The 25,826-nt window shown below is 46.0% G+C and carries 18 protein-coding genes, 16 tRNA genes, 2 rRNA genes and 2 pseudogenes (1 of these 38 running past the window's edge); 7 read left to right on the top strand and 31 right to left on the bottom strand.

Annotated elements, in window-relative coordinates:
• Positions 1 to 74: 74 nt before the first annotated feature.
• The gene (locus tag DMB88_RS01525) at positions 75 to 854 is read right to left on the bottom strand and encodes a helix-turn-helix transcriptional regulator (RefSeq protein WP_128099935.1); all 780 of its coding nucleotides are present in this window, start codon (positions 852 to 854) and stop codon (positions 75 to 77) included.
• 110 nt (positions 855 to 964) lie between these two features.
• On the opposite strand from DMB88_RS01525, the gene pyk reads away from it, so the two are divergent.
• A complete protein-coding gene (gene pyk / locus DMB88_RS01520; RefSeq protein ID WP_128099934.1) occupies positions 965 to 2,380 on the top strand; it encodes a pyruvate kinase in 1,416 nt (471 codons plus the stop codon).
• A gap of 123 nt (positions 2,381 to 2,503) precedes the next feature.
• Here the strand turns inward: pyk and DMB88_RS01515 are convergent, their stop codons facing one another.
• Both DMB88_RS01515 and DMB88_RS01510 read right to left on the bottom strand, forming a co-directional pair.
• The gene (locus DMB88_RS01515; RefSeq protein WP_128099933.1) at positions 2,504 to 4,027 is read right to left on the bottom strand and encodes a methyl-accepting chemotaxis protein; all 1,524 of its coding nucleotides are present in this window, start codon (positions 4,025 to 4,027) and stop codon (positions 2,504 to 2,506) included.
• 172 nt (positions 4,028 to 4,199) lie between these two features.
• Positions 4,200 to 4,649: an SRPBCC family protein gene (locus DMB88_RS01510; protein ID WP_128099932.1), complete on the bottom strand. Its 450-nt coding sequence runs from the start codon at positions 4,647 to 4,649 to the stop codon at positions 4,200 to 4,202.
• A gap of 406 nt (positions 4,650 to 5,055) precedes the next feature.
• On the opposite strand from DMB88_RS01510, the gene DMB88_RS01505 reads away from it, so the two are divergent.
• From DMB88_RS01505 to DMB88_RS01490, 4 genes are all read left to right on the top strand, one after another.
• Positions 5,056 to 5,871, top strand: coding sequence for an AraC family transcriptional regulator (locus tag DMB88_RS01505; RefSeq protein WP_128099931.1), 816 nt, complete (start codon positions 5,056 to 5,058; stop codon positions 5,869 to 5,871).
• 166 nt (positions 5,872 to 6,037) lie between these two features.
• A complete protein-coding gene (locus tag DMB88_RS01500) occupies positions 6,038 to 6,394 on the top strand; it encodes a DUF1304 domain-containing protein (protein WP_128099930.1) in 357 nt (118 codons plus the stop codon).
• Between the two features lie 116 nt (positions 6,395 to 6,510).
• Positions 6,511 to 7,311, top strand: coding sequence for a DUF4261 domain-containing protein (locus tag DMB88_RS01495; protein ID WP_128099929.1), 801 nt, complete (start codon positions 6,511 to 6,513; stop codon positions 7,309 to 7,311).
• A 269-nt stretch (positions 7,312 to 7,580) separates the two neighbouring features.
• Entirely contained in the window at positions 7,581 to 7,940 is a 360-nt protein-coding gene (locus tag DMB88_RS01490; RefSeq protein ID WP_128099928.1) for a hypothetical protein, read from the top strand.
• A gap of 208 nt (positions 7,941 to 8,148) precedes the next feature.
• Here the strand turns inward: DMB88_RS01490 and DMB88_RS01485 are convergent, their stop codons facing one another.
• From DMB88_RS01485 to DMB88_RS01475, 3 genes are all read right to left on the bottom strand, one after another.
• Complete coding sequence (locus DMB88_RS01485; RefSeq protein ID WP_128099927.1) at positions 8,149 to 8,649, bottom strand: GNAT family N-acetyltransferase; 501 nt, start codon at positions 8,647 to 8,649, stop codon at positions 8,149 to 8,151.
• Positions 8,646 to 9,143 carry a hypothetical protein gene (locus DMB88_RS01480; RefSeq protein WP_128099926.1) on the bottom strand — a complete coding sequence of 166 codons (498 nt, stop codon included), beginning with the start codon at positions 9,141 to 9,143 and terminating at the stop codon, positions 8,646 to 8,648. Before DMB88_RS01480 ends, DMB88_RS01485 begins: the two co-directional genes overlap by 4 nt.
• A 72-nt stretch (positions 9,144 to 9,215) precedes the next feature.
• Entirely contained in the window at positions 9,216 to 9,884 is a 669-nt protein-coding gene (locus DMB88_RS01475) for a hypothetical protein (protein ID WP_128099925.1), read from the bottom strand.
• Between the two features lie 227 nt (positions 9,885 to 10,111).
• Here DMB88_RS01475 and DMB88_RS01470 point away from each other — a divergent pair, with 227 nt between their 5' ends.
• Entirely contained in the window at positions 10,112 to 12,088 is a 1,977-nt protein-coding gene (locus DMB88_RS01470; protein WP_128099924.1) for a methyl-accepting chemotaxis protein, read from the top strand.
• A 113-nt stretch (positions 12,089 to 12,201) separates the two neighbouring features.
• Positions 12,202 to 14,181 carry a methyl-accepting chemotaxis protein gene (locus DMB88_RS01465; RefSeq protein ID WP_164848577.1) on the top strand — a complete coding sequence of 660 codons (1,980 nt, stop codon included), beginning with the start codon at positions 12,202 to 12,204 and terminating at the stop codon, positions 14,179 to 14,181.
• Between the two features lie 244 nt (positions 14,182 to 14,425).
• Here DMB88_RS01465 and DMB88_RS01460 read toward each other — a convergent pair whose 3' ends face one another.
• The 25 genes and pseudogenes from DMB88_RS01460 to DMB88_RS01340 all read right to left on the bottom strand — a co-directional run.
• Positions 14,426 to 15,436, bottom strand: a complete 1,011-nt coding sequence (locus tag DMB88_RS01460) for a LacI family DNA-binding transcriptional regulator (protein ID WP_128099922.1) — start codon at positions 15,434 to 15,436, stop codon at positions 14,426 to 14,428.
• A 152-nt stretch (positions 15,437 to 15,588) separates the two neighbouring features.
• The gene (iolB, locus tag DMB88_RS01455; RefSeq protein WP_128099921.1) at positions 15,589 to 16,398 is read right to left on the bottom strand and encodes a 5-deoxy-glucuronate isomerase; all 810 of its coding nucleotides are present in this window, start codon (positions 16,396 to 16,398) and stop codon (positions 15,589 to 15,591) included.
• A 65-nt stretch (positions 16,399 to 16,463) separates the two neighbouring features.
• Positions 16,464 to 17,519 (bottom strand): inositol 2-dehydrogenase, encoded by a 1,056-nt coding sequence (gene iolG, locus DMB88_RS01450; protein ID WP_128099920.1) that lies wholly within the window; start codon positions 17,517 to 17,519, stop codon positions 16,464 to 16,466.
• 78 nt (positions 17,520 to 17,597) lie between these two features.
• A pseudogene (locus DMB88_RS01445) lies at positions 17,598 to 19,072 on the bottom strand (CoA-acylating methylmalonate-semialdehyde dehydrogenase).
• Between the two features lie 197 nt (positions 19,073 to 19,269).
• Positions 19,270 to 20,277 carry a 5-dehydro-2-deoxygluconokinase gene (gene iolC / locus DMB88_RS01440; protein WP_128099919.1) on the bottom strand — a complete coding sequence of 336 codons (1,008 nt, stop codon included), beginning with the start codon at positions 20,275 to 20,277 and terminating at the stop codon, positions 19,270 to 19,272.
• Positions 20,278 to 20,530: 253 nt separating this feature from the next.
• Positions 20,531 to 21,427, bottom strand: a complete 897-nt coding sequence (gene iolE, locus DMB88_RS01435; protein ID WP_128099918.1) for a myo-inosose-2 dehydratase — start codon at positions 21,425 to 21,427, stop codon at positions 20,531 to 20,533.
• Positions 21,428 to 21,484: 57 nt separating this feature from the next.
• Positions 21,485 to 23,349, bottom strand: a pseudogene (gene iolD, locus DMB88_RS01430) (3D-(3,5/4)-trihydroxycyclohexane-1,2-dione acylhydrolase (decyclizing)).
• Between the two features lie 285 nt (positions 23,350 to 23,634).
• Positions 23,635 to 23,705, bottom strand: a tRNA-Gly gene (locus DMB88_RS01425).
• 11 nt (positions 23,706 to 23,716) lie between these two features.
• Positions 23,717 to 23,790: transfer RNA gene (locus DMB88_RS01420), tRNA-Pro, on the bottom strand.
• 7 nt (positions 23,791 to 23,797) lie between these two features.
• Positions 23,798 to 23,876 (bottom strand) — tRNA-Leu (locus DMB88_RS01415).
• Between the two features lie 14 nt (positions 23,877 to 23,890).
• Positions 23,891 to 23,967, bottom strand: a tRNA-Arg gene (locus DMB88_RS01410).
• A 7-nt stretch (positions 23,968 to 23,974) separates the two neighbouring features.
• A tRNA-Gly gene (locus DMB88_RS01405) sits at positions 23,975 to 24,046 on the bottom strand.
• A 10-nt stretch (positions 24,047 to 24,056) separates the two neighbouring features.
• Positions 24,057 to 24,137, bottom strand: a tRNA-Leu gene (locus DMB88_RS01400).
• Between the two features lie 6 nt (positions 24,138 to 24,143).
• Positions 24,144 to 24,219, bottom strand: a tRNA-Lys gene (locus DMB88_RS01395).
• A gap of 8 nt (positions 24,220 to 24,227) precedes the next feature.
• Positions 24,228 to 24,313: transfer RNA gene (locus DMB88_RS01390), tRNA-Tyr, on the bottom strand.
• 9 nt (positions 24,314 to 24,322) lie between these two features.
• Positions 24,323 to 24,398 (bottom strand) — tRNA-Phe (locus DMB88_RS01385).
• A 19-nt stretch (positions 24,399 to 24,417) separates the two neighbouring features.
• Positions 24,418 to 24,495: transfer RNA gene (locus tag DMB88_RS01380), tRNA-Asp, on the bottom strand.
• Positions 24,496 to 24,504: 9 nt separating this feature from the next.
• A tRNA-Thr gene (locus DMB88_RS01375) sits at positions 24,505 to 24,580 on the bottom strand.
• A gap of 5 nt (positions 24,581 to 24,585) precedes the next feature.
• Positions 24,586 to 24,661: transfer RNA gene (locus DMB88_RS01370), tRNA-Val, on the bottom strand.
• Between the two features lie 43 nt (positions 24,662 to 24,704).
• A tRNA-Glu gene (locus tag DMB88_RS01365) sits at positions 24,705 to 24,776 on the bottom strand.
• Between the two features lie 4 nt (positions 24,777 to 24,780).
• Positions 24,781 to 24,856, bottom strand: a tRNA-Asn gene (locus DMB88_RS01360).
• A gap of 1 nt (position 24,857) precedes the next feature.
• Positions 24,858 to 24,933, bottom strand: a tRNA-Ala gene (locus tag DMB88_RS01355).
• Between the two features lie 26 nt (positions 24,934 to 24,959).
• A tRNA-Ile gene (locus DMB88_RS01350) sits at positions 24,960 to 25,036 on the bottom strand.
• Between the two features lie 38 nt (positions 25,037 to 25,074).
• Positions 25,075 to 25,191, bottom strand: a 5S ribosomal RNA gene (gene rrf / locus DMB88_RS01345).
• Positions 25,192 to 25,268: 77 nt separating this feature from the next.
• Positions 25,269 to 25,826, bottom strand: a 23S ribosomal RNA gene (locus DMB88_RS01340); it runs 2,364 nt beyond the window's last position.

Genomic DNA, 25,826 nt, shown 5'->3' with positions numbered 1-25,826 from the left:
GTCTTTTTAATAGAAGAAAGAAGCAAAATTAACCCTTCAGACGAACGATTCCATAATACCCATTACTGCGGTTATCAGATTACAGGCGGACGCTCATGCAGAAAATCAGACGGCGGGCTTCCAATAATTCGTTTGAAGATTCGGTAAAAATAAGACAAGTCGCGATAACCGAGGAATTCAGCAACTTCTTGGATAGAGAGCTGTGACTCGGTAAGCAGGTATACGGCTCTCTTCATTCGTTGATCATGGACATATTGGCTAATAGTCTGGTTGGTCATACTTTTAAATAACGCTGCTGCATAGTTAGGGGTCTTACCAATCTCATCACCCAGCTCTTCCTTCGTTACCTTCTCTCTATAATGACGCTCAATATATCGTTTCATACGCTCCGCCTGCATATGACGCTCCGGTGGAATAATTCCTCGATCCATCTCACGATTCACGTAAATTAACACTTCCATCAATAAGGCTTGGCTCATCATGACATAATAAGAAGGGCGCTCCTGCCACTGCTGATGAATAGTCTTCATACGTTCATGGATCAGTTCGTAACATCCTGGCTTATGCCGCAAGACCTCTGCTCGGTCTAATGCTGACAGTGACTCAGGCGTTTGTCCTGTTAATTGCACAACAATCTGGGTATGTGTAACAGTAGGGATGCTTTTACCATAATAAGCAACACCACCAGGAATAATAAGTAGCTCGCCTTTCTCCATGATCAGTTTTTCACCGTTCACCCAATATACACATTTTCCATAAGTAACCAAGCTAAGACGCCACGTTTGCTGTGTTTGCACGGCTTCTTCGAACCATCCGACACCGTTAATGTGTCGTACTTCTAACGGAGTGACCATAATACACCTCATTATTGGACTATACTCCAATCATTGTACTATAGTTCATACCCTGATTCGACAGAAAACGCTACAATACACATATAAGCAAAATATGAGGAGGAAATAGCATGTTAAAAACAAAAATTATTTGTACTATGGGACCTGCTTGTGACTCAATCGAATTATTAAAGGTAATGATCCAGGAAGGTATGACGGTTGCCCGTTTGAATATGGCTCACGGCGAGCTGGAAGATCACGTTGGACGGATCAACAACATTCGTCAAGCAGCTTCTGAGTTGAACACATATGTACCAGTCATGATGGACATCAAAGGACCAGAAGTACGGATTGGTAAATTGAAAGAAGCATCTTGCCACCTTCAAGCAGGTAAAGAGCTCATCCTTACAACAGAAGAAATTCTCGGTGACGCAGAACGTATCTCCGTAAACTATCCAGAATTGAACCTGGTTGTGAAGCCTGGGGATCGCATTCTGATCGATGATGGTCTGGTTGATCTGACTGTATTGTCTGTCGAAGGTTCAGATATTCATTGTAAAATCATCAGCGGGGGCATTCTGAAGCCACGTAAAGGTGTTAACTTGCCAGGAATCAAAACGACACTCCCAGGTGTTACTGAGCGCGACGTGATGCACATTGGTTTCGGTATCGAGAACAACATCGAGATCATTGCAGCTTCATTTGTACGTAAAGGCGATGACATCCGTGAAATTCGCAGCATCTTGAAAGAGCGTGGTGCGGATCACGTACAGATCATCTCCAAAATCGAGAACCAAGAGGGTATGACCAACTTGGATGATATTATCGAAGCTTCTGACGGTATCATGGTTGCTCGTGGTGACCTTGGGGTAGAAGTACCGATTGAAGACGTACCAATGATGCAAAAAGAAATGATCGATAAATGTAACCGGGCAGGTAAACCGGTTATCGTTGCAACACACATGCTGGAGTCCATGCAAGTGAACCCACGTCCAACTCGTTCTGAAGTAAGTGACGTAGCTAATGCCGTACTTCAAGGCGCTGACGTTGTCATGTTGTCTGGTGAATCCGCTGCAGGTAAATATCCAGTACAATCCGTTCGTACGATGGCAGCAGTTGCGCGTCGTGCAGAAACGATGATTGATTACAAAGAACAATTTGCTCAAAAATCCGCACAGCAAGTTGCTGATATCACTGAGGTTATTAGTCAAGGAGCTGTAAGTTCTTCTCTCGTACTCAATGCCAAAGCGATCATCACTTCAACTGAAAGTGGCTTCACGGCGCGTATGATCTCCAAATATCGTCCGAAAGCTCCAATCATTGCGGTTACACAGCATGAAGAAGTGCTTGCGAAAATTTGCCTACTCTCAGGTGTTGTTCCAGTTATGGGAGATAAGGTTACTACAACGGATGAGATGTTCGAGTCCGCTACACGCAATGCGATCAAAACAGGTTATATCGAAAAAGGCGACATCATTGTATTGTCCGCTGGTGTACCGATCGGTCAATCCGGTAACACTAACCTGATCAAAGTTCAACAAGTATAAGTCCCTTTATATAAAGACTGACTTCAATATCGATGCATAATAAGCCGTTTCTCTATTACAGAGAAACGGCTTTTTTGAGGAATTTATCCGCTGCGAGTGGATGAGCTAACCCCCTCGTTCCTATTACAAATTACGTGAGAAATTCACTAAGTCCTGGGACATCGTGTTGATCTCATCCATGGACGCATTCACCTGTTGTGTGAGAGCAGCCTGATTCTGTGTCAGTGTAGACATGTTGCTGATATGTTCCAGAATCTGATCAATGAGTGTCTTCATTGCATGCATACTGTCTTCAATATTAACCGTTGCATCAGAGCTATGATCTGCTAGTTTACGCACTTCCCCCGCAACGACGCCGAATCCAAGTCCCAGCTCACCTGCACGCGCAGCTTCAATTGCTGCGTTCAATCCAAGCAGATTCGTCTGACTTGCAATCTCTCGGATAAATGTCGTAATATTCTTCGTTTCATCCGCACTAACCTTCACCTGCGTAGCAGCCTCAGCAGATAATTCCTGTGCTGTCACCAGCTCCTGCGCCTGATCCGTAATCGAGTTAATACCCCGCACCATCTCACTGATGGATTCAGACAACTGCTCTGTTTTCAGATTCATCGCTTCGACAACCTGGGCTTTGTTCTTCTCATGGGTCACATCACGTATCGTTCCAGCTACACGCAGTGGAACTCCATTATTGTCTCTAATCGTCTCACCACCCGCATGATACCAGCGATATTCACCATCCTTACGTTGTAAGCGATAGTCCAGATCATAAGGTGTACGTCCGCTATAGTCATTCATATGTTCAGCAAACGCATTAATGGTGCGATCATGATCTTCCGGATGAAGACGAGAGCTCCAACTATTGAATACATTGGGGAAATCATTCTCATCTTTGAATCCGAGTTCTCTTCGGAACTGAGGTGACCACCAAAATTCATTGTTCGGATTAACCACATCTCCAGCGACAACAGTCATATCCCAGGGTGCTTCGACCAACGCACGATTGACAAGGTCATAACGTGTTACGAGTGCTTCAAGTTCATCCGACTCCGTCTTCTGATCATGGATATCAAACATGATACCTAAGAGCTTGATTGGAACCCCCGCATTGTTTCGAATTACCTGGCCAAGACAACGGAACCACCGAACCTCGCCACTTTTTAATATCATTCGACTTATCACGTTGTACGGGGCAGCTTCCCTAGGGTTATTCACATTTTCCGTGATTGCTTGCACCAATTGTGGTCTGTCCTCCGGATTAACGGATTTCGCCCAGCTTGCAAATTCATTAGGGTAATCCTGTGCATTCGCATAACCAAGCATGCGTCGGAATTCATCGGAGAACGACACTTTATTATTGCGATCAAGCGCATCCCCAGCAACGATGTTAGACTCCCAGACCCCAATGTTCATCACTTGATTTAACATGGTCAGCCGTAACGTCAATGCTTCATTTTTTTGGTTCATTATATGTATAGCTTTATTCACATTGCTTACAATCTCAGCATATTCGCGTAAATCTGTCTCCACAGTGGAGAGTTCATTAACCTCATTGTTCTCTGCATCTACCACGAGTTTACGACTATATTCCAGCAACTGTTGTAGCGAATCATTGGGTTTGTTCGGTTGGGTACGGTTAAACAGCATATTCATTTCTCCTCTTCAGTTATACACCTATATTTCGACATGATCTGACATGAGTTCAGATTACACCCCCTCCTGCGTAAATACAATAAAAATAAGCGCCACATCGGCGCTTATTAATTTTTATTTTTTTGAATACAGGTCTTGCTATCTTTCATTCCTGATCATCTACCGATTACCAACCAAACTGAAGGGTCTTCCCTGTCTCTACCCAGCTCTTGATGCTGCTCAAAATCATCCACCAGCTCTGCTGTGCATTCGCGATTGAGGGATGATTGTCCGTGAACTGATCATTAATTAAGGTCAGCTTGGTACATTCCCCTACGGTCTCTAGGTGGAAGGACACTCTGGATTGCAGCTCCTCATGATTCGCATGATAGGATGGGCCGGGGTGCTCCAGATAACTCAAGGTAGACAAGGGTTCGAACTCCACAATCTGTCCATACACATGAACGGTCTCTTCCCCATCGTTCCCTGGCCCAACATAAGCAAAAGGCTGACCAGGCTGAAAGTTCGAACGTAGCTCACTGCCAAAGAAGCTGCTACGTGTACCATCTGGAGAGATTAGGGCACTCCACACCTCTTCTAGTCCAGCATTGATATAAAACTCATACTTCAGCTCCACACAATCCACTCCCTTTATGTAATTGATGTACAAGCGAGTTACTTACATGACTATCCTATCGTTATACCCTAAAGGTGTATTGTAAAAACACGACAAGGCATATGTTAGTTTACCTCTAAGAGGTTATTCACAAAGCGAACTTATTCATCAATTTTTCTTTTGCTAAAAAAGTATCGTTAACCATATTCTTCTATGATATATTGGAATGCAGATGAATAGACAGATCCGTTCCTTATTTCAGATTTATGACACACTTTAATGCTACAATATGAACGACTACAGGTTTAACCTGTAGTCGTTTTTGGATACAGCAGAAAACTTCCACACTCTACATAAAGATTAGCTATACGACAACGATCTAGAATGACAAGAATGATAAAGGATGACAAAAGGAGGTTAACACGAGATGCAATCCGCGAATGATATGAAGAGAGCTAACATGGGTATACTGAAATTTGATCAGATGGACACCACATATCAGTTGAAGCGTTATGCTCCTTCTGAAGCATTAAGCACCTGGGTGAGGCACTTCTGGATTGCGTCCTGGGATCTTACCGGGAAGCAACCTTATCCGCAGCATATCGTTCCTAATCCTTGTGTGAATCTCATTGTCGAGCACGGAAATACTTTTTTCTATGGCCCTTCTAAACGAAAATTCACTTACACGATTAAGGATAAAGGAAGTGTTTTTGGTGTAAAATTCAAGCCTGGGGGTTGTTATCCTTATCTCCGTACACCTATATCTTCACTACATGGCAATCCTTTGCATGTTGAGCCAATCCTTCATGTTACCTCAGACGAACTTGAAGATTACCTGCTTGGAATGAAGAACGATTCGGAAAAAGTCAGTTATATGGATCAACTTCTCTGTAAACATATGCCGGCCAAGGATGATAAGGCTCAATTCGTTGGCGAGAATGTTTCGCAGATTGAACTAAACCGCGATATGCTGAGGGTGGACGACCTGGCTGCATGTTTTAACATACATACCAGACAACTTCAGCGGCTGTTTAATCAGTATGTAGGGATAAGCCCCAAAACAGTAATTAAGTTATATCGTCTGCAAAATGCGGCTGAATCCATCGAACAAGGCTCTCACTACGATTTAGTCCAACTCTCTCAGGATCTGGGATATCATGATCAATCGCATTTTATTAAAGACTTCAAGTCGATCATAGGCAGCACACCCGAAGATTACGTGAATAACCATTCAAAAAATTGATTCTACGCTCGACTGACGAATCTTATATCTAACGAATGATGAAGAATAGTATGTGTACACACAATTAAATTGCACAAAATTATATTTATACTTCCAGTTTATAAGAGAAAGCTTTATACTGGTATACAAGTAATCAAATACATATGAGAAAGCAAGGTGTTTTTTCGTGATCAGTACGATTTTTGTAGCTCTTGTTGCTATTGAACATTTGTATATCCTCGTGATGGAGATGTTTATGTGGACCAGCCCGCGTACAATGAAAACATTTGGTACCACGCCTGAATTTGCTAAGTCCACCAAGTCTCTTGCAGCTAATCAAGGTCTGTATAACGGATTCCTCGCTGCGGGTCTGATCTGGGGACTACTGTATCCCGACTCAGCTGTTGGACAGCACATTCAAATTTTCTTCCTAGCCTGCGTAGTCATTGCGGCTATTTATGGAGGAGCAACTTCCTCCCGCTCGATCATCATTAAACAAGGCTTGCCTGCCATTATTGCATTGCTTCTCGTCCTGTTCCTCTAATCACATGCATTATCATGACATCTCGGATTATTACATTCTCCTCATATGTTATGGTAAGGTAATGACATAGAGCTTATGTCGTCAATTACTGTGATTGGTTGAAAGGAGAACGTCTTATGGGATTGTTTGATAAACTTCGACGTCGTAAAAAGGAAACTGTGCAGGTAGATGAGGTTTCAACATCCACTCCGCAATATGAAACCATCGTTGGATTCGTTCTGTTAGAACGTGAGGAATGTGATTTGAATGTCTTCATTCATAAGATGAAACAGGAATGGGACATAGACATTGAGGAACAACCGGAAGAAAGCAATTTATTTTTTGAAGTGAACGGTATGCAAGTGGTATGCGCTCATATAGCGGCTCCTGTGCCTGATCGCGAAGTCGAGGAGAATGCCAAACTTAATATACTGTGGCGGGAAGCGGAGCAGGTGACTTCCCGACATCAATCGCAAATTATAGTTTCTGTTCTGAATGCAACCGATGCGATTCAAGGACATATTCTATTCACCAAGACAGCTAGCGCCCTGTTACAGATGGATCATACACTCGCCATATATCTAGCGCCACTTGTTGTGGAAGCAAGTCAATACGTAGAAGTCAGTCGGTGGCTGAAGGAGGACGAACTCCCCGTATCGCTGTGGGTGTACATTGGTTTATTCCAAGATGCTCAAGGTGCTTCGGCTTATACATACGGTTTAAGTAGGTTTGGGAAAGACGAGATGGAAATCACCCAATCTGCTGAAGCGTTAAGTGATGTGTATGAGATGATGTTTATGACTACAACTTATGTCATCGAGAATGATGTCACGTTGCACGACGGGGAGACACTTGGGTTTACCGCAGAACAGAAGCTGCCAATCACTCGTTCGCAGGGAATAGCTACAGAAGGTCATAGTCTCAAAATAGGTTATTAGTCTGTTACTAGCGATAGATAATGCAATACCATATGTTACATCCCCATAAAGCTGCCTTTATCGTTTATAGATAGGGCAGCTTTTTTGTTATTTAATTTCGCTTGTTGGCTTATTGCTACACGTCCTCAGATTAACCCACGCATACGACTAAATAGTCCATAAGTATTACACAGAGCCAATTACAGTTTTCATTTATGCTAAAAATAGGTATAATTATTAGGTAAATAGACTCACATTTACATACATTTCATGACTGAGGAGTTGCCTAAATGTCCGTTAGACTTTTAGATTCAGACACATCCATTTTGGAGATTATTTGGGATGGAATTGTAACGCCAGAACAAGTGGAACAGGCGAACATACAAATTCAACAACTGAGTACGTCACTAGGGGATTCATTCGATGTGTTGGTCGATATGCGTAATATGAAAGCATTCCCCCAAGATACCAAAGAGAAAATTGTAGAGCATCAGAAAATGCTTACGCAAATGGGCATGAAACGCGCCAGTGTGGCCGTTGGTGGAGCCATTGCCAAAATGCAGTTGAATCGAATTTCCAAAGATTCCAATCATCAAACCGAGTTTCAATGGGAAACGTATGATGAAGCATTGGCCTTTTTGCTAAAATAATCAATCGACGCTTTCGACCTATCGTTCACGAGCATTCCAATCTAAACTGCACATAAAAAGGCACTTCCTGATGGAAGTGCCTTTTCTGCTCTGTTCTGTTCTGCCCTGAATTCCACTGTTCTCTTTTCGACCGTAGGTACAACCTGATCTTCCAGTGAAAATCCAAGATTTATTTCATTTGGAATTCTAAATTTGGATCTACGCTCTCTTACTGTATAGCGCATACCATCGTGACCGATGTATCACACATGCCTACTTCAATAAATCCAAATCGACGATACAATCGAATCGCTTCGTTATCCGGATCAACACTAAGTGACACGGCAGCAATATCCCTTTGCTTCGCTTCTTCCAATGCAGCTTGAATTAACCGTGTACCCACGCCTTTTCCACGTGCTTCTTCAATGATCGCCATTCCCATCTCTGGTGTCTCCGCATTGACGTAGCCGAATCCTGCATTTTGTTCATCGAAGAACCTTAGTGTGATTGAGCCTAACCTTCTGTCCTGCCCCTCTTGCTTAGCCACAGCCACAAATCCAAAGTCGCCTTCTCTTCCCCATCCATCTACGTATTTAGATAAACCAGGGCTATGGATAACATCCCGTTCAAATGGCTCGTCTCCCTCTCTGGTATACAAGGATGCATATAACATTTCCCACAAAAATGGAACATCTCGCTCATCAATGGGTCGAACGACAATATCAGTCATGCAGCCTCCTCCTTTAACTTATTAAAAATACGTTCAAGTTCATTAAAGTTGAATTCATTTGTGATTTTGTAAGCCTTATGGGCATCTCTCGTTGCAGCACTATTGTAAATGGCCATTGTATTATCGCTGTAGAGTGAAACCCCGATTTGCTCAGAAAAACGATCCTCTTTGATGATCAAGATCCGTACTTGGTAATAGTAAGGTAAATCCCGATCAGCACCTACTTGTTTTACGCTTTGTAGCTCAACATCTTTGAATAATTTTAGAATATTCTGGATCTGCTTCGGATCTTCAAGTTTAACATCTTCTGAATCATAGAGCTGGTGTTCAACCTTACTTATTTCTATTAGCCTAATCTTGTCAAGCATGCTCATATGATCGGTTACCTCTGAGCGAAACGTAGTATGCTGACTCTTCACATATAACGGGATTGCAACAGCGGCAACTACAATGACCGTAACCATAGCTATGATATACTTCGTTCTATTTTTCATATGACAACGATGCACTCCTCTCATAACCATTCAACTTGGTTCTATAATGTTACTGCACTATGACGTGAGTACCTAGAGCCTTACCCAACCTGATCCACTGAAATATCTACGAAATACCTTTTCAGATCCGTCCACTGATTCCATTGGAAACCAAAGCTGTTGCCGAAGCTCCTCATCTGATAACGCGCCTAATTCATAATCATGCTGACCTTCACTGCTCAACCAATCGGCGGAAGCACTAAAATTGACCTGTACGCGGGATTTATCATGCTTAGTCACGATCACATAATTCTTCACAAGTTTAGTTGAATCGGCATCCTCCGGGGTCAAATAACTTGTATTTTCATATACCTGCCGAAACTCCCTATGTATCTCAGTTCCATCCCGAACTTCTTCAATCTCTGTAAGGAACCCGGTTTGCACATCGACACCAGCTCCTAGATCAACAAGTGCAGTATATTCTGCATGATAAATATTAGAAGAGTAAGATCCAGGTTGCCCCTTAAGCTGAGAAAAATCCTCGCCAGTAAGCTCCAGATATCTAGATCGGAATTGTTCCGGGGACAAGCTAGTCGTTTGCCAATGGAAGGCTGCATCACTAAGAGAATCCATTACAATCTCAACCTCAGCAGTAGGAGGTGTGTGGTCTTCTAATTCTTGTTCTCGCGAGGGATTAAGCAGAATCAAGAGCGCAACAAAACAAGCAGATAAGATGTATCCCCATTTTTTAATGATACTCACTCCCCTTTTTCACCTAACCTCTTAGACTTTTAAACTCCTAGAACAAGTCCCTACTTCTTCCCTATCTATGTAAATAACGTTGATTCTACATGAAAGTTATTCATTAATTTCAATTGAAATCGTATTCAGAAATATTATCTCTAAAATTTTAAATTTATATGACGATATACTTCATAAGCTTTTAACCATGCTAACACATTTATGACATCTAGGGGGAGAAGTAACGTATGAAATTAAAACTTAAATTGATGTTGGCCTTCCTGATCACCGTCCTTGTTACAGCAGGTGCACTCGCACCACTAGGTCTGTATCAGTCAGGAAAACAAGCCACGCAAAGTGTGAACAACAAACTAGACGGATTGGTATCTGCTGCAACATTTCAGTTGGACGGTTGGTTACATGGCAATGAGAAATTAGTAGAAACGGTGGGGCTTGTGTTCCAGGAAGCTGTACCAGCTTCTGATGTGAATGAAGACTATCTGTCCATCATGTACCAAGGCACCAACCAGAACAATATAGAGGATTTATATTACGGTAACGAGGATGGTCAGTTTATAAATGGTTCCGATTTCGTCCAAGCAGCAGATTATGATCCCAGAGAACGTTCCTGGTACAAAGAAGCTGTAGCAGCTGACAAACTGATCTTTACCGATCCATACATCGATAACAAATCTAAACAATTCACGGTGTCCATCGCCATGCCTGTAAAAACAGAGAATGGTGCGCTACAGGGAGTTGTAGCTTCTGATATTTTGCTCTCCAAATTAACCGATACGGTTAATCAGATTGATCTGGGTGGGTTAGGGTACACCTTCATGCTTGATAAAAATGGCGTCATCCTAGCTCATCCCAAAGCTGAGCTTGCAAGCACCTCTGCCGCCGACAATGCTGAATTGGGGCCTCTACTGCCAGAGATGTTAGCTAATCCATCAGGACAGGAGTCCTTCCAATATAACGGGGATAACCTACTTTTATACTTCAAACAGATTCCAAGTACCGGCTGGATTGTCGGTTCAGTCATTTCTGAAAAACTCGCTTATGCTGAATATTATCAATTACGCGACCAATACATTCTCATTATCACGGTTACGCTCGTCGTTGTTTTGGCAGCAGCATATGGTGTTGCCGCTCGTTTAATCAAGCCTTTGAAACGACTCCAGCTCATGTCAGCTCAAATGTCTGAAGGTGATTTCACAGGACGTGTTCCTTCCAAAGGAAAAGATGAATTTGCCGAGCTTGGAGTGGCTTTCAATTCAATGTCTGATCAGCTCAGTCAGTTGTTACAACAGGTACAGCAGTCTGCAGATCGGGTTCAGGACATTTCACATGATATGGAGAATCATACCGGGAATACCCAGCGCATCGCCGAACAGATCTCCATCGCTACAGACGAGCTCGCTCAAGGGTCAAGCAGCCAGGCAGAGTCTGTCTATGAAGGCTCTAACCGACTAACCGAAATGAGCCACACCGTCAACGGCATTAATGGCAGTATCGAGCAATCGGTAGCTATGATGCAGGAGGCAACAGACGCCATGCACGCAGGATTACAAGCCGTAGACCATCAAGTGCATCTCGCAGAAGATAACCGTAAATCTATTCAACAGGTCGGAGAATCCATTCACTTATTGGCGGATAAATCTCGCAAAATTGAAGATATCGCCAGCATGATCCGTGATATTTCGGCTCAGACGAACTTGCTCGCCCTGAATGCCTCCATTGAAGCTGCTCGAGCGGGAGAACAAGGACGTGGGTTTGCTGTAGTTGCGGGTGAGGTACGCAAACTAGCTGAGCAATCTTCCCAGTCTGTGGATTCCATTATTGTGCTGCTAAGCGAAATTCAGGCTGCAAGCAGTCAAAGCGTCGATGAAGTAACTTCTGCCGAGCAAGTCACCCAACAACAAGTTGCTTCCGTTCATGACATGCGGGATGTATTTGCACGAATTAAACAATCGGTCGATGGCATTGACCATCAGGTGAGACAGGTTTCTACAGCGACCTCTGAACTCGACAGTAATGCAGGGAAAATTGCCGAGGTGATCTCTAGTGTTGCCGCGATGTCCGAACAGAGTGCTGCTTCCACAGAAGAAGTCGCTTCTTCCACTCAAGAGCAGTTCAATTACATTACAACCATTTCAGAACGCTCTAGAGAATTAACGAATCACGCCAACACGTTATTTAACGAAGTTAAAAAATTTAAAATTTAATATTCCTCCATACTAAATATCTGCTTCATTTTGACGATATATTATCTAAGTTGTAAGTCTTAAAGTTTCATTCAAACAGAAGAAATAGAATTGGATGCTTGGGGGGAATGGGAATGAAGCTCAAACCAAAATTAATGATGATGTTTCTCGTCGCCGTACTAATCACGGCAGTTCCACTTGCAGCTCTGGGCTTGATTCAAACCGAGAAACAAGCCACGTTACATGTGGACACCAAATTAAAGGGACTAATGACCTCATCAGCCAACGAGTTAAATGGATGGATTAGCAGTAACGCTAAGGTGGTTGAAACGCTGGCGTTCATCATTCAGGAGGGTATACCTGAGGGGCAGCTCAATGCAGATTATTTTAATATTATGAAGCTTGGTAGCAATAAAGAAAGCCTTTCGGATCTCTATTTTGGTGCAGAACAAAACGGTGATTTTCTTAATGGCTCCGGATGGGTGCCTGACGCTGATTACGATCCCCGAAAACGACCATGGTACATGGAAGCCAAGCAGGCTAACCAATTAACATTCTCCGATCCTTATCTAGATATGGTGACCAATCAATATGCCGTGTCTATCGCCATGCCGGTACAGAATAAGGAAGGTCAACTGCAAGGAATTGCAGCAGCCGACCTTCTTCTCTCTACCCTTACTGACACGGTGAGTAAAATCAACCTGGATGGGCTAGGATACACCTTTTTAATTGATAAAAAAGGACAGCTCCTGGCTCACCCTGATGACAAGCTCGTGAATACATCTGCTGCGGATGATCCAGAACTCCAGCCTTTACTGGCTGATATGCAAGCCAACCCGTCAGGGCAGAAGCTTTTCCGTTACAACGATGAGAACTATTCTTTGTTCTATCAACAGATTCCGAGTACAGGCTGGGTGATTGGTGCAGTAATTTCCGAAAAGCTCGCTTATGCCGAGTATTACACCTTACGTAACAATTATATTCTGATTATTGGAGTTACACTGCTCGTTGTGATGGCTGCATCGTATTGGATCGCCTCACTCTTCATTAAGCCTCTGAGAAATCTGCATGGCACATCCCAGCAGATGTCGAGTGGTGATTTTACCAGCCGAGTGAACATTAAAGGCAGAGATGAATTTGCCGAGCTGGGCACGGCATTCAATCAGATGTCCGATCAACTGAGTGCGCTGCTTCAACAGGTGACCTCTTCCGCGGATCAGGTACAGCGTATCTCTGGTGAGATGGAAGAACATACGAACAATACAAAGCGCATAGCAGAGCAGATCTCCATTGCCACAGATGAACTGGCTCAAGGCTCCAGCAAACAAGCCGAATCTGTCTACGATGGCTCAAGTCGTCTGTCAGAGATGAGTGATAACGTTAGCGGTATTCACCGCAGTGTAGAACAATCCGTCGACATGATGCGTGAAGCAAGTGAAGCTATGCAAGTCGGGATTCAGGCAGTTGACCACCAAGTCGAGCTTGCAGGCGATAATCGCAAATCTATCGACCGTGTTGGAGAGTCCATCACACTGCTGGCAGACAAGTCACAGAAAATCGAAGGCATCGTCGATATGATTCGTGGCATTGCCTCACAGACTAATCTGCTTGCCTTGAACGCTTCAATTGAAGCAGCTAGAGCGGGTGAACATGGACGTGGTTTCGCCGTCGTAGCCGAAGAAGTCCGGAAGCTAGCCGAACAATCTTCAAGTTCTGCCCAGGATATCATCGTATTGCTGGATGAGATTCAGGCGGCCAGTCGCCAAAGTGTGCATGAGGTGGTTTCGGCTGAAGGTGGCATTGATCAACAAGTCGCTGCTGTGCATGAGATGCGCGAATCATTCACAAGGATTAAGCAATCCATTGACGGTATCAACAGCCAGCTAGGGCTTGTATCTTCTGCCACGACTGAACTGGATGGAAACGCAGGCAAGATTGCTGAGGTGATCTCCAGCGTAGCAGCCATGTCAGAGGAAAGTGCAGCTTCCACCGAGGAAGTTGCCTCCTCAACGCAAGAACAGGTTAATTACACGACGAGTATATCGAAACGTGCTAATGAACTGTCACAGCATGCCAACACATTATTCCAAGAAGTGAAGAAGTTCAAAATCTAAACGGAAACGTTCAAATTAGGACAAGATGTATTCCTTCGAAGCACTTCAGTAATGGATAAACGAACTTGTTCGTCCTTCACTACGCAACTTCTGAATCTGCTTCGCTCACGGAATGATCAACACAATAAATAAGCCGCGTCTCTCCTCAGGGAATCACGCGGCTTATTTATTGTATACTCCAGTGTTGTGCTTAGTGTGAGCGAGAGCGAGAGTGACGGTATAACGCCATGCGAGCATGCTCTTGTTAGCGTTCAACCTTACGTCCTGTTGACTCTCGTACCACCAACTCAGGCTTCAACACCTTCTGCTGTGGCTGCTTCTTGTGATCCTTCAACTCTTCAATAAGAATATCCACCGCATGACGACCTAGTTCTTCAATAGGCTGAGCAATTGTTGTGAGCGGCGGGCTCGTCACTGACGCCAGAATGGTATTATCGAAACCAATAATCGACACATCTTCAGGTACACGTAGGCCTAGTTCCTTCGCTGCCTGTAGCGCACCTATCGCCTGTATGTCATTACAACAGAATAGACCTGTTGGGCGCTCGATATCGCTAAGGAGTTGAAGCACTTCCTGTTTGGCCGCGTTCAAGTCAGCAGAAGAAGCTCTGATCCGTTCCGATGCAAGCGTGTGTCCTGCCTGCTGCAGCTGCTCGCGGAAACCTCGGATGCGCTCTTGACTACTGCTCACCTTGAACGGTTCAGATAATACAGCGAGATTGGTGTGCCCCAGTTCAAGCAAGTGCTGGGCAGCCAATGCACCGCCTAATCGGTCATCAATAGTGACGGTGTGCACAGATAGCGTTGGCATCTGTCGGGCAATCAACGCAACAGGAATCGACTGTTGCAGCAGTGGTGCCAATATATCTGCATTGTCGATCCCTGTTCCGATCATCATGCCATCGACTCTTTTTTGCTGTAACAGATTCAGGTAACGCTCTACCCGCTCGTCCTTGTTATCTGTACTGCAGATCACGACGCTATATCCCAGCTTGCGACTTCGATCCTCCACCGCCCGAGCCAGCTCGGCGAAATATGGATTCGAAATATCGGGAACGAGCAGTCCCAGCGTATATGTCTGTTTGCCTGTAAGTGCGGCGGCAATGGCACTTGGTTGATAGTGCAGACGTTCCATAATCTCCATAATCTCGGCGCGACGCTTTTCACTGATTTTCCCTTTGCCGTTAATGACCTGAGAGACCGTTGCTATTGATACGCCTGCTTCACGTGCTATATCGTAAATGGTTGCTTTCAATTTTATTTCCCCATTTGTTCTACATATAAAGTTCATTATACATAGGTAATCGTTTCTTCTTATTATGCAGGGGGATGTCCGCATAAGCAACCAACTGTAGGTTCTTCCCGTGCATAAAACAGGTTCATACATGTTAAGGACTCTGATGGAGTCTATCTTTTGTTCATCAGCCAATCATGGTCAGGATCGTTATGGAATTTCCATGTCCGCGTTGGTCCAGCCATCACGTTCAGATAATACACCTCATACCCTGGAGGAGCACCTACCGGATGATATCCGCATGGGACAAGCACCACTTCACCATTGTTGACTGCCAGCGTCTCATCCACAGAACGATCATCGGTATAGATTCGTTGAATAGCGAAGCCTTGCTGAGGCTCTACACGGAAATAATATGTTTCCTCTAGCAATGACTCATCTGGCAGCGCATCTCGATCATGTTTGTGAGGCGGATAACTCGACCAGTGTCCATCCGGTGTAAAGACTTCCACGACAAGCAAACTGTCGGCTTCCTTCTGCTCTGGCAATATGTTATGGATCTGCCGTTCCAGATTACCATATCCCCGTGTCTCGACGCCTACATCCTCAGGTGCAATCAGACGTGCTGGATAACTTCCTTCACCAGGCGCTGCACATATAGCAATTTCAAGCTTGGTAAGTGCAGTAATCTGTACTTGATCCGAGCTTGGAACATACACGGAGTATGGAGGGATTTTCTCAAAAACGCTCATTCTGCGCCCAATATTCTCCCACGTGTTCTTCTGTGTACGCACATTCGCAAGTCCGCTAAGAAGAACGATACAGAGCTCCTGATCCTCGCTCTCACGCCCCCACGTCTGATTCTCCTCCAGTTGTACCACCTGAAATCCTACGTATTCCCAGCCGGCCGACTCTGGCGTAACGGTTAACAGTGTTCCATCCTCTGCTGGATTGAATTCGGGTTTCACTATGCGTTCTGACATGCGGTTACCGACTCCTCTCGAATTGCAATTTTAGAACAAAAGTGTGATAGCGGTTAACTTGTTAATTAAGATTGAACAGCCGTCTGCGAATCCACCAATACACTCGGTACCTCAAGAAGTTTGACGGGTCTTCCCTGTTGGAGTGACATCCGAGCCGCATATGCAATCCGTTCTGCTTGAACCGCATCATGACCATCCACGATCACAGGTATATCCTTCAGGATAGCCTCTATAAACAGTGCGGTTTCTTGTACATACGCTTCGTTGTAACGTTCAAGGAAAAAGTGAAGTGGTTTGTCCCGTAGCAATCCCGTAGCTGTGCTAAGCTCTACCGTATTCGGATGATCATTGGCAGCCGCAGTGCTACCCTTCGATCCAAACACTTCCACACGCTGATCGTATCCGTAAACCGCTCGGCGGCTGTTATCTATAACACCAATGGCTCCATTGGCAAAATTCATCGTAACAATCGCGGTATCCACATCTCCATATTCAGCAAATACAGGATCCACCAGCACATTGCCTTGTGCATACACTTCCTCTACTTCACTGCCTGAGAGATAACGAGCCATATCAAAATCATGAATCATCATATCCATGAAAATCCCACCTGATACCCGGATATATTCCGCAGGAGGCGGGCTAGGGTCACGAGAGGTAATCTTGATAATATGTGGCTCTCCGATGGAGCCATCCTGTACATGTGCGCGCACCTGTCTGAAATTATGATCAAAGCGTCGATTGAATCCGATCTGTAGCTTCACTCCTGCCTGCTGTACAGCCGCTACGGCTGCCTCTGTCTGATGAAGATCCATACTCACAGGTTTTTCACAGAAAATATGCTTACCTGCTTGCGCTGCTAATTCAATAAGTGGCACATGAGTATCTGTTGAGGAACAGATCAACACAGCATCTACGTCAGGGTGTTCAATAAGCTCTGTACTGTCCGTTGTTACCACAGAGATACCGCGCATCCCTGCCCAAGCTTCAAGCTCTGGTCCCGCAAATAGATCACTTATGCCTACGATCTCCACATGAGGATTGCGCAACAAATTGTCGGCATGAATTTTACCAATTCGTCCTGCGCCAATAATACCCACTCTTACCTTGTCCTTGCCCATCCCGCTACCTCCCTGTATGCATATCAAGTCTTCCAAGACTTACTTAGGCTGTATTGTGATCAGACGATCACCCGTTGTTTACCAACGAGCCGTGACCATCTTTTTGCGCGTGTAAAACTCTACACCGTCTGACCCGTTGGCATGAAGATCCCCATAGAATGATTTCTTCCAGCCGGAAAATGGGAAGAACGCCATCGGCGCTGGCACGCCTAGGTTAATGCCGAGCATACCCGCATCAATTGTTTCACGGAATTGCCGCATGTGAGCTCCGCTACGTGTGAACAAGCACGCGCCATTAGCAAAATCAGAACGGTTTGCCAGCTCCACCGCTTCCTCAAGCGTCTCCACTCTTGCCACAGCGAGAACCGGAGCGAAAATTTCATCCTTCCAGATTTTCATCGTACTATCTACTTGATCGAATACGGTTGGCCCTACAAAGTAGCCTGCTTCCCCGCTTGCCTTATCCTTACGTCCGTCTCGAATCAATGCCGCTCCTTCTTGCTCTCCAGCCTCAATATACCCCAGTGTACGTTCCTTGTGTCCAGCGCGAATGACTGGGCCTAGGAACACTCCCTCATCCAGGCCATTACCAATGGTAATCCGATCTGCAGCTTCCACCAGCTTCTGTACAAGTGCGTCTGCAACATCGCCTACAGCCACCACCACTGAACATGCCATACAGCGCTCTCCTGCGGAGCCAAACGCCGCGCTAGTAATCTCTTTCACTGTGAGGTCAAGGTCAGCATCTGGCATAACGATAGAGTGGTTTTTAGCACCAGCTAGCGCCTGCACCCGTTTGCCATGAGCGGAAGCCGTTTTATAGATATATTCAGCCACAGGCTGTGATCCGACAAAAGAGATCGCTTGAATCTGCTTATGTTCAAGCAATCCGTTCACGACATCATGTGCACCGTGAACGATATTAAGCACACCATCCGGCAGTCCCGCTTCCTTGAATAGCTCTGCCAAGCGTCCTGCCAGCAGAGGTGTACGCTCTGATGGCTTCAGGACAAATGTGTTTCCGCAGGCAATGGCCAGTGGGAACATCCAGCACGGTACCATCATCGGGAAGTTGAACGGGGTAATTCCCCAATTACGCCTACTGGGTACCGATACATGCCTGATTCCAGCCCTGTGGCGATGTCAGGTAATTGTTTGCCCATCATCAGATTCGGGGCACCTGCTGCGAATTCCACGCATTCGATACCACGCAGAACTTCGCCGTAGGCCTCTGCGTAACTCTTACCATTTTCTAGCGTCACCAGCCTTGCGAGCTCTTCCCAATGTTCTACGAGTAACTGCTGATAACGGAACAAAATCCGTGCACGGCGTGGCACCGGGGTAACACTCCAGGATCGGAATGCCTCACGTGCTGTTTCAACAGCCTGGTCTACATCCGCCCGCTCAGAGAGCGGCACATAAGCGATGATTTCTTCCGTAGCCGGATTCACAACAGGCTCTGTACGGGTAGATGTTGGGGTCACCCAAGTACCCCCGATCCAGTTTTGTACCATTGTCACATTTGTCGATGTCTCCGATGTTCCTTTTGCCATAGTCTAGTCCCCCTTCGTATATACGTGCCCCATGAAATAACCTGTACTTGAAATAGCAGTAGCGAAAATATTCCGTTAAACGATATAGGTTTAACTAAAGAAGGTTTAGTTGAACTGATATAGTAGTTAATTAGTAAATTAGTATACGATCCTCGGTAAACGTATCTGCATGTCTGAGTAATGATGCGATCCAACGATCACACTGTGATTTCGCCTCGGTTGCAGCGTTCGATATATTCATTCACCTGCTCCACCGTAGGCATTGCATCCGAACAACTGTGACTGGAGATGACGATGCTGGCTGCTGCAGCACCATACCCCATACTGCGTCCAATCGTCCATCCTTGCATCAGACCATATAGGAATCCGGCTGCGTAAGAATCTCCGGCTCCAAATGTTTTGACAACACGAGCTGGATAACTATCCGCACGGTGGGATAGTCCTTCTCTTGTATACGCAATGGAACCTTCCTTGCCGTGCTTGATCACTACGATTTTGGCATCAAAGTCGAACCATTTCTGAGCTGTCACCTGATCGTTATGCTCGGGGTTATAATCGAACGTTTCCATCATATCGAACTCTTCGCGAGTCCCTAGAATGATGTCACACTTCTCCGCTGCCAGATTGTAATAGACCGCTGTTTCTTCTGCCGAAGACCACGTATACGGACGGTAATCTAGATCAAACACAATGACAGTCCCATGTCTCTTCGCATAAGTTAGTGCCTGCAACACCGCTTCACGCGAAGGACTCTGAGCTAGAGCCGTACCAGAAATCAGGAGCACGCTAGAATCTGCAATGAGTTGCTCCTGCACCTCGCGCGGCTGCAACTTCAGATCAGCTACGTTATCCCGGTACATCAGAATACTGCAATCGGTCGGGCTTTTGATCTCTGTAAACGCAAGTCCTGTAACTGCCCCCGTATCATCCGATACGACATTGGAGGTGTCGATGGTGTTCTGCTCCAGATAACTTTGGATGAAGCGTCCCATCTGATCGTCTGCAATCTTGCCAATAAACGCTGTCTTCATGCCAAGCCTTGACATACCAATCGTAATATTGGCGGGAGAGCCGCCTACATATTTCGTAAACGTCATCGTTTCTTCCATAGGGCGGTTGATCTCGTTGGCATTAAGATCGATGCATAATCGGCCAATCGCAGTGAAGTCTAGCTTTCTGGATACCGGAAAGGATACGTAGGTCATTACCGTTGAACCCCTTTCTAAGGGAGATATTTATTAAAATAATTAGGTCATTAATCTATTTCTATTGGGAATGCATTGCCCTTCATTGTTAAATCCTCTGAAGAAGGTTTTTTTATGGCTCGGCGGGTCACTTGGAATCCATTAAATGCCTCTGTAGAGCTAGCGCTATTGACTCTGGTGAAAGTCTAAATACCTCTGCTGACTCCATATCGCTCGGCTAGTATCTTCATTTATTGCCAAACCAGTTCGTGGACTACCCGATTAGTGATTCCATGTATTGCAAAGAGCGTTTCGCATACTCATAAGGATTATGAATGGCTGGGTCTTGTTCCCCTTCGAGCATCGCCCAACCGTCGTATCCTCCTATGATCAATTCCTGAAGAATTGGTGCAAAATCAATACATCCGTCACCCGGTACAGTAAACACGCCTCTACGAATACAACCTACAAAATCAGATTGTGCCTCTCTAGCCTCATCAAGCACATGTGGACGAATATCCTTCAAGTGGATATAAGCTATCCGGTCATAATGTTTACGGAGCACCGTAAGTGGATCTGCACCACCGTAATAAGCATGACCCGTATCATACAGGAGGTACACCAGTGAAGGGTCGGTGAGCTCCATAAGCCTATCAATCTCATCTGGCTGCTCTACCACAGTGCCTCCATGATGGTGATATGTGAGCTTGAGCCCATACTCTTGAGCAATAGCTCCCGCTGCATTCAAGCCATCTGCAAATGTATGCCATTCCGATTCGCTCAATCTTAATACTTCTTTTTCATGTGGTGTGCGCCGTGGATCAAAATGCAGCGAACCACCGACCTCTGCTGTACTAATCACCTTACTACCCATCGACTGTAAAAATTCCGCATGTTTACGGTAACTGTCTAGCTCGGACACACGGTATGCTGGGTCTGACAGCAACACGGATTTCCATTGGGATACAAGACGGATGTTTCGTTTGTTCAATTCCTCCCTTAGCGTGGCAGGATCGGTTGGATATTTACGTCCCATCTCTGTACCTGTTAACCCGAGACGCTGAATGTCATCTAGAATCTGCTCACAGGTTGTGGCATCGCCATGTTCCTTCACATCCTCGCCAACCCAATTAATCGGATGAATCCCGAGCTGAAATGGCAACTTACTCATTGCTTCACATCTCCTTTGTCGTTCAACCTTTAAGTTCGTATTGTGAACAGTCCTGATTTAAATGAGTCTTGCCTTGGTTCGATTGGTTTGCATTGCCTGGTGAGCATGAATTACCTTTTCTTCTGCAGAGACCTCCGGTACACCCACATTCCACCATGACTCGTACCCACCCGCGTTGGTTCCGGGCACGACTGAGATCTCGATGAGTGTAGTCACTTTCTCGTTTCGAGCATCCTTGAGCGCCTGCTCCAACTGCTCTGCTGTCTCTGCCTTGTAAGCTTTGGCTCCCATACTCTTGGCATGGGCAACAAAATCCATCTGCATATAATCACCAGAGAGTCTTCCACTCTCCGAATCCCTGTAGCGGAACTCGTTACCAAACCCGTCGCTTCCGTGCTCACGCTGTAAGTTATGGATGCACTGGAATCCGTTGTTGTTAAATAATAAAATGGTGAACTTCTTCTGTTCCTGTAAGCTGGTCACCAGCTCCGAATGCAGCATCAGATAACTTCCATCGCCTACCATGGCGTATACCTCACGATCAGGCTCAGCAAGCGCAGCTCCGAATGCACCGCTTACCTCATAGCCCATACACGAGAATCCATACTCCATGTGATATGTCTTCGGTTCAGCCGCACGCCACAGACGATGCAGATCTCCTGGTAAACTACCTGCTGCACACACGATAACGGAAGATGGATCAATCGTTTGATTAATAACACCAACCGCAGTAGTCTGTGCCAGACCATCTGCATGTTCTAGACTGTACAGCCGATCTACTTCTGTAATCCATTCATCCCGCAAATCAGCAACTTCAGTTGCACCATATTCGGTTTGGTATTGCTGCTCCTGCAATGCCTTCTGCAGAGCCTGTAGACCTTCCCGTGCATCTGCTAAAATGGCTTCTCCACCTAATTTAGCGGCATCCATGCTGTTAAGATTAATATTGATAAAGGCAGCTTCCGGATGCTGAAAAGCAGAGCGAGACGCCGTCGTAAAATCGGAGAACCGTGTGCCTACGCCGATTACAACGTCCGCTTCCCTTGCAAGCCTATTAGCTGCTAAGGAGCCAGTAACCCCAATTGCACCCACATTGAGCGGGTGGTTCCACGGCATAGCACTTTTACCAGCCTGTGTCTCGGCAACAGGAATACCAAACTTCTCGGCGAACTCCGCTAATTGTGCGGATGCCTCAGAGTACAATACACCGCCACCTGCAACGAGCAGTGGCTTCTTCCCACGGGCAATCTGTTTCGTTGCCCGTTCCAGTGCTGCAAGAACTGGAGGACGGCGATCCAAGTAGTGTACTTTGCGAGCAAAGAACGATTCTGGATAATCGTATGCTTCTGCCTGAACATCCTGCGGCAGTGCCAATGTTACCGCGCCTGTCTCTGCTGGGTCAGTTAACACCCGCATGGCCTGTGTAGCTGCAATCATTAATTGCTCTGGGCGAACGATCCGATCCCAATACTTGCTGACAGCCTTGAAGGAATCAGTTGCTGAAATTGTATAGTCACTACTTACCTCCAGTTGCTGTAGCACTGGATCAGGCTCTCGCGTCGCAAAATTATCACCGGGAAGCAGTAGAACAGGAATACGATTAACTGTTGCGGTGGCAGCCGCTGTAATCATATTCAGCGCACCAGGCCCAATCGAGGTTGTGCAGGCATAGATTTGTTTGCGGTTCTTCTGTTTGGCATAAGCAGTTGCTGTATGCACCATGCCTTGTTCATTTTTCCTTGCATATACCGCAACGTACCCGGGCTACGCTCTAATGCTTCTCCAATGCCAGTCACATTCCCGTGTCCAAAAATACCGATGACACCTTTTATAAATTTGGTCTCTACACCATCTACCGAAATATATTGTTGATCTAAATATCGAAGTAATGCCTGAGCCATCGTCAGTCGAATTGTTCCCATTCGTTAATTATCTCCCTTCCCTTTACAGGTTAAGCGCTTAATCTACGTTAAGTTTAAGCGCCTTACCTCTAAAGGTTAAGCGCTTAATTCACATGGTAATACAGCTTGCTGAATTAGGCAAGACATTTTTGTAAGCGTTTTATATTCATTGTTTAAAATAATTAGGTAATGGATGTGCGTTGAATATCGCTTCTTTTGGCATAGATAATGTTATTACGTTCGTTGGAGTGTAAAAAAAGCAAAAAAGATATGGCATATACCATATCTTTTTTGCTTTTCTATTGAAGCGGGTGATGGGAATCGAACCCACGCTATTAGCTTGGAAGGCTAAAGTTCTACCATTGAACTACACCCGCATACGATAAGATCGGGATGACACGATTTGAACATGCGACCCCCTGGTCCCAAACCAGGTGCTCTACCAAGCTGAGCTACATCCCGTTATGTATACCGGCGAGAGGACTCGAACCTCCACGGTTTCCCACTCGATTTTGAGTCGAGCGCGTCTGCCATTCCGCCACGCCGGCATATGAAGTTATAATGGCGCGCCCTGAGAGATTCGAACTCCCGGCCTTTTGATTCGTAGTCAAACGCTCTATCCAGCTGAGCTAAGGGCGCAAATATAAGCGGAAGACGGGAATCGAACCCGCGACCCTCGCCTTGGCAAGGCGATGCTCTACCGCTGAGCCACTTCCGCAAATAAAGGATGCGCGTGGAGGGACTTGAACCCCCACGTCAAAGACGCTAGATCCTAAGTCTAGTGCGTCTGCCAATTCCGCCACACGCGCATATAATGGTGAGTCATGAAGGGCTCGAACCTTCGACACCCTGATTAAAAGTCAGGTGCTCTACCAACTGAGCTAATGACTCATAAAAACTGGTGGAGGATGATGGATTCGAACCACCGAACCCGTACGGGAGCAGATTTACAGTCTGATGCGTTTGGCCGCTTCGCTAATCCTCCAGGATTACATGGTGGCTCGGGACGGAATCGAACCGCCGACACGAGGATTTTCAGTCCTCTGCTCTACCGACTGAGCTACCGAGCCTTATTTGGTTAAGAATTAATGGCGGAACCGACGGGATTCGAACCCGCGATCTCCTGCGTGACAGGCAGGCATGTTAGGCCAACTACACCACGGTTCCAGGCATTAATGGTGCCGGCGAGAGGACTTGAACCCCCAACCTACTGATTACAAGTCAGTTGCTCTACCAGTTGAGCTACACCGGCGTATATGGTGGAGGCTGAGGGGATCGAACCCCCGACCCTCTGCTTGTAAGGCAGATGCTCTCCCAGCTGAGCTAAGCCTCCATATTGGGATTCTCATCCCTCATTAAAACATTAGGTATTGCTATGACCCGTAGGGGATTCGAACCCCTGTTACCTCCGTGAAAGGGAGGTGTCTTAACCCCTTGACCAACGGGCCTTAATGGCTCCCCGAACAGGGCTCGAACCTGTGACAACTCGATTAACAGTCGAGTGCTCTACCAACTGAGCTATCAGGGAATGGTGGAGCCAAGCGGGATCGAACCGCTGACCTCCTGCTTGCAAGGCAGGCGCTCTCCCAGCTGAGCTATGGCCCCATTCTTCGGTACTACTATTATATTTATGGTGGGCCCTGGTGGACTCGAACCACCGGCCTCACCCTTATCAGAGGTGCGCTCTAACCAACTGAGCTAAGGGCCCGTATAGACATTCGAAAAAAAATACCCCTAAGGGTTTTCGCTTGGCGGCGTCCTACTCTCCCAGGACCCTGCGGTCCAAGTACCATCGGCGCTAGAGGGCTTAACGGTCGTGTTCGGGATGGGTACGTGTGGAACCCCTCCGCCATCGCCACCAAACGCGTAGCTTACATCTCAGAGTATTGTTCTCTGAAAACTAGATTCGAAACGAAAGTCTGCGATTTAAAACGTGCTAATTGGATAAGCCCTCGACCGATTAGTACTGGTCAGCTCCATGCATTACTGCACTTCCACCCCCAGCCTATCTACCTCGTCGTCTTCAAGGGGTCTTACATACTGGGAAATCTCATCTTGAGGGGGCTTCACGCTTAGATGCTTTCAGCGCTTATCCCGTCCGTACATAGCTACCCAGCGGTGCTCCTGGCGGAACAACTGGTACACCAGCGGTACGTCCATCCCGGTCCTCTCGTACTAAGGACAGCTCCTCTCAAATTTCCTACGCCCACGACAGATAGGGACCGAACTGTCTCACGACGTTCTGAACCCAGCTCGCGTACCGCTTTAATGGGCGAACAGCCCAACCCTTGGGACCTACTTCAGCCCCAGGATGCGATGAGCCGACATCGAGGTGCCAAACCTCCCCGTCGATGTGGACTCTTGGGGAGATAAGCCTGTTATCCCAGGGTAGCTTTTATCCGTTGAGCGATGGCCCTTCCATGCGGTACCACCGGATCACTAAGCCCGACTTTCGTCCCTGCTCGACTTGTAGGTCTCGCAGTCAAGCTCCCTTATGC

Origin of the sequence: Paenibacillus sp. DCT19 (genome assembly GCF_003268635.1) — a bacterium.
In the GTDB taxonomy this organism is placed as follows: Bacteria; Bacillota; Bacilli; order Paenibacillales; family Paenibacillaceae; genus Paenibacillus.
The sequence above is the reverse complement of the archived record's forward strand: the minus strand, read 5'-3'. Positions and strand labels throughout refer to the sequence as shown.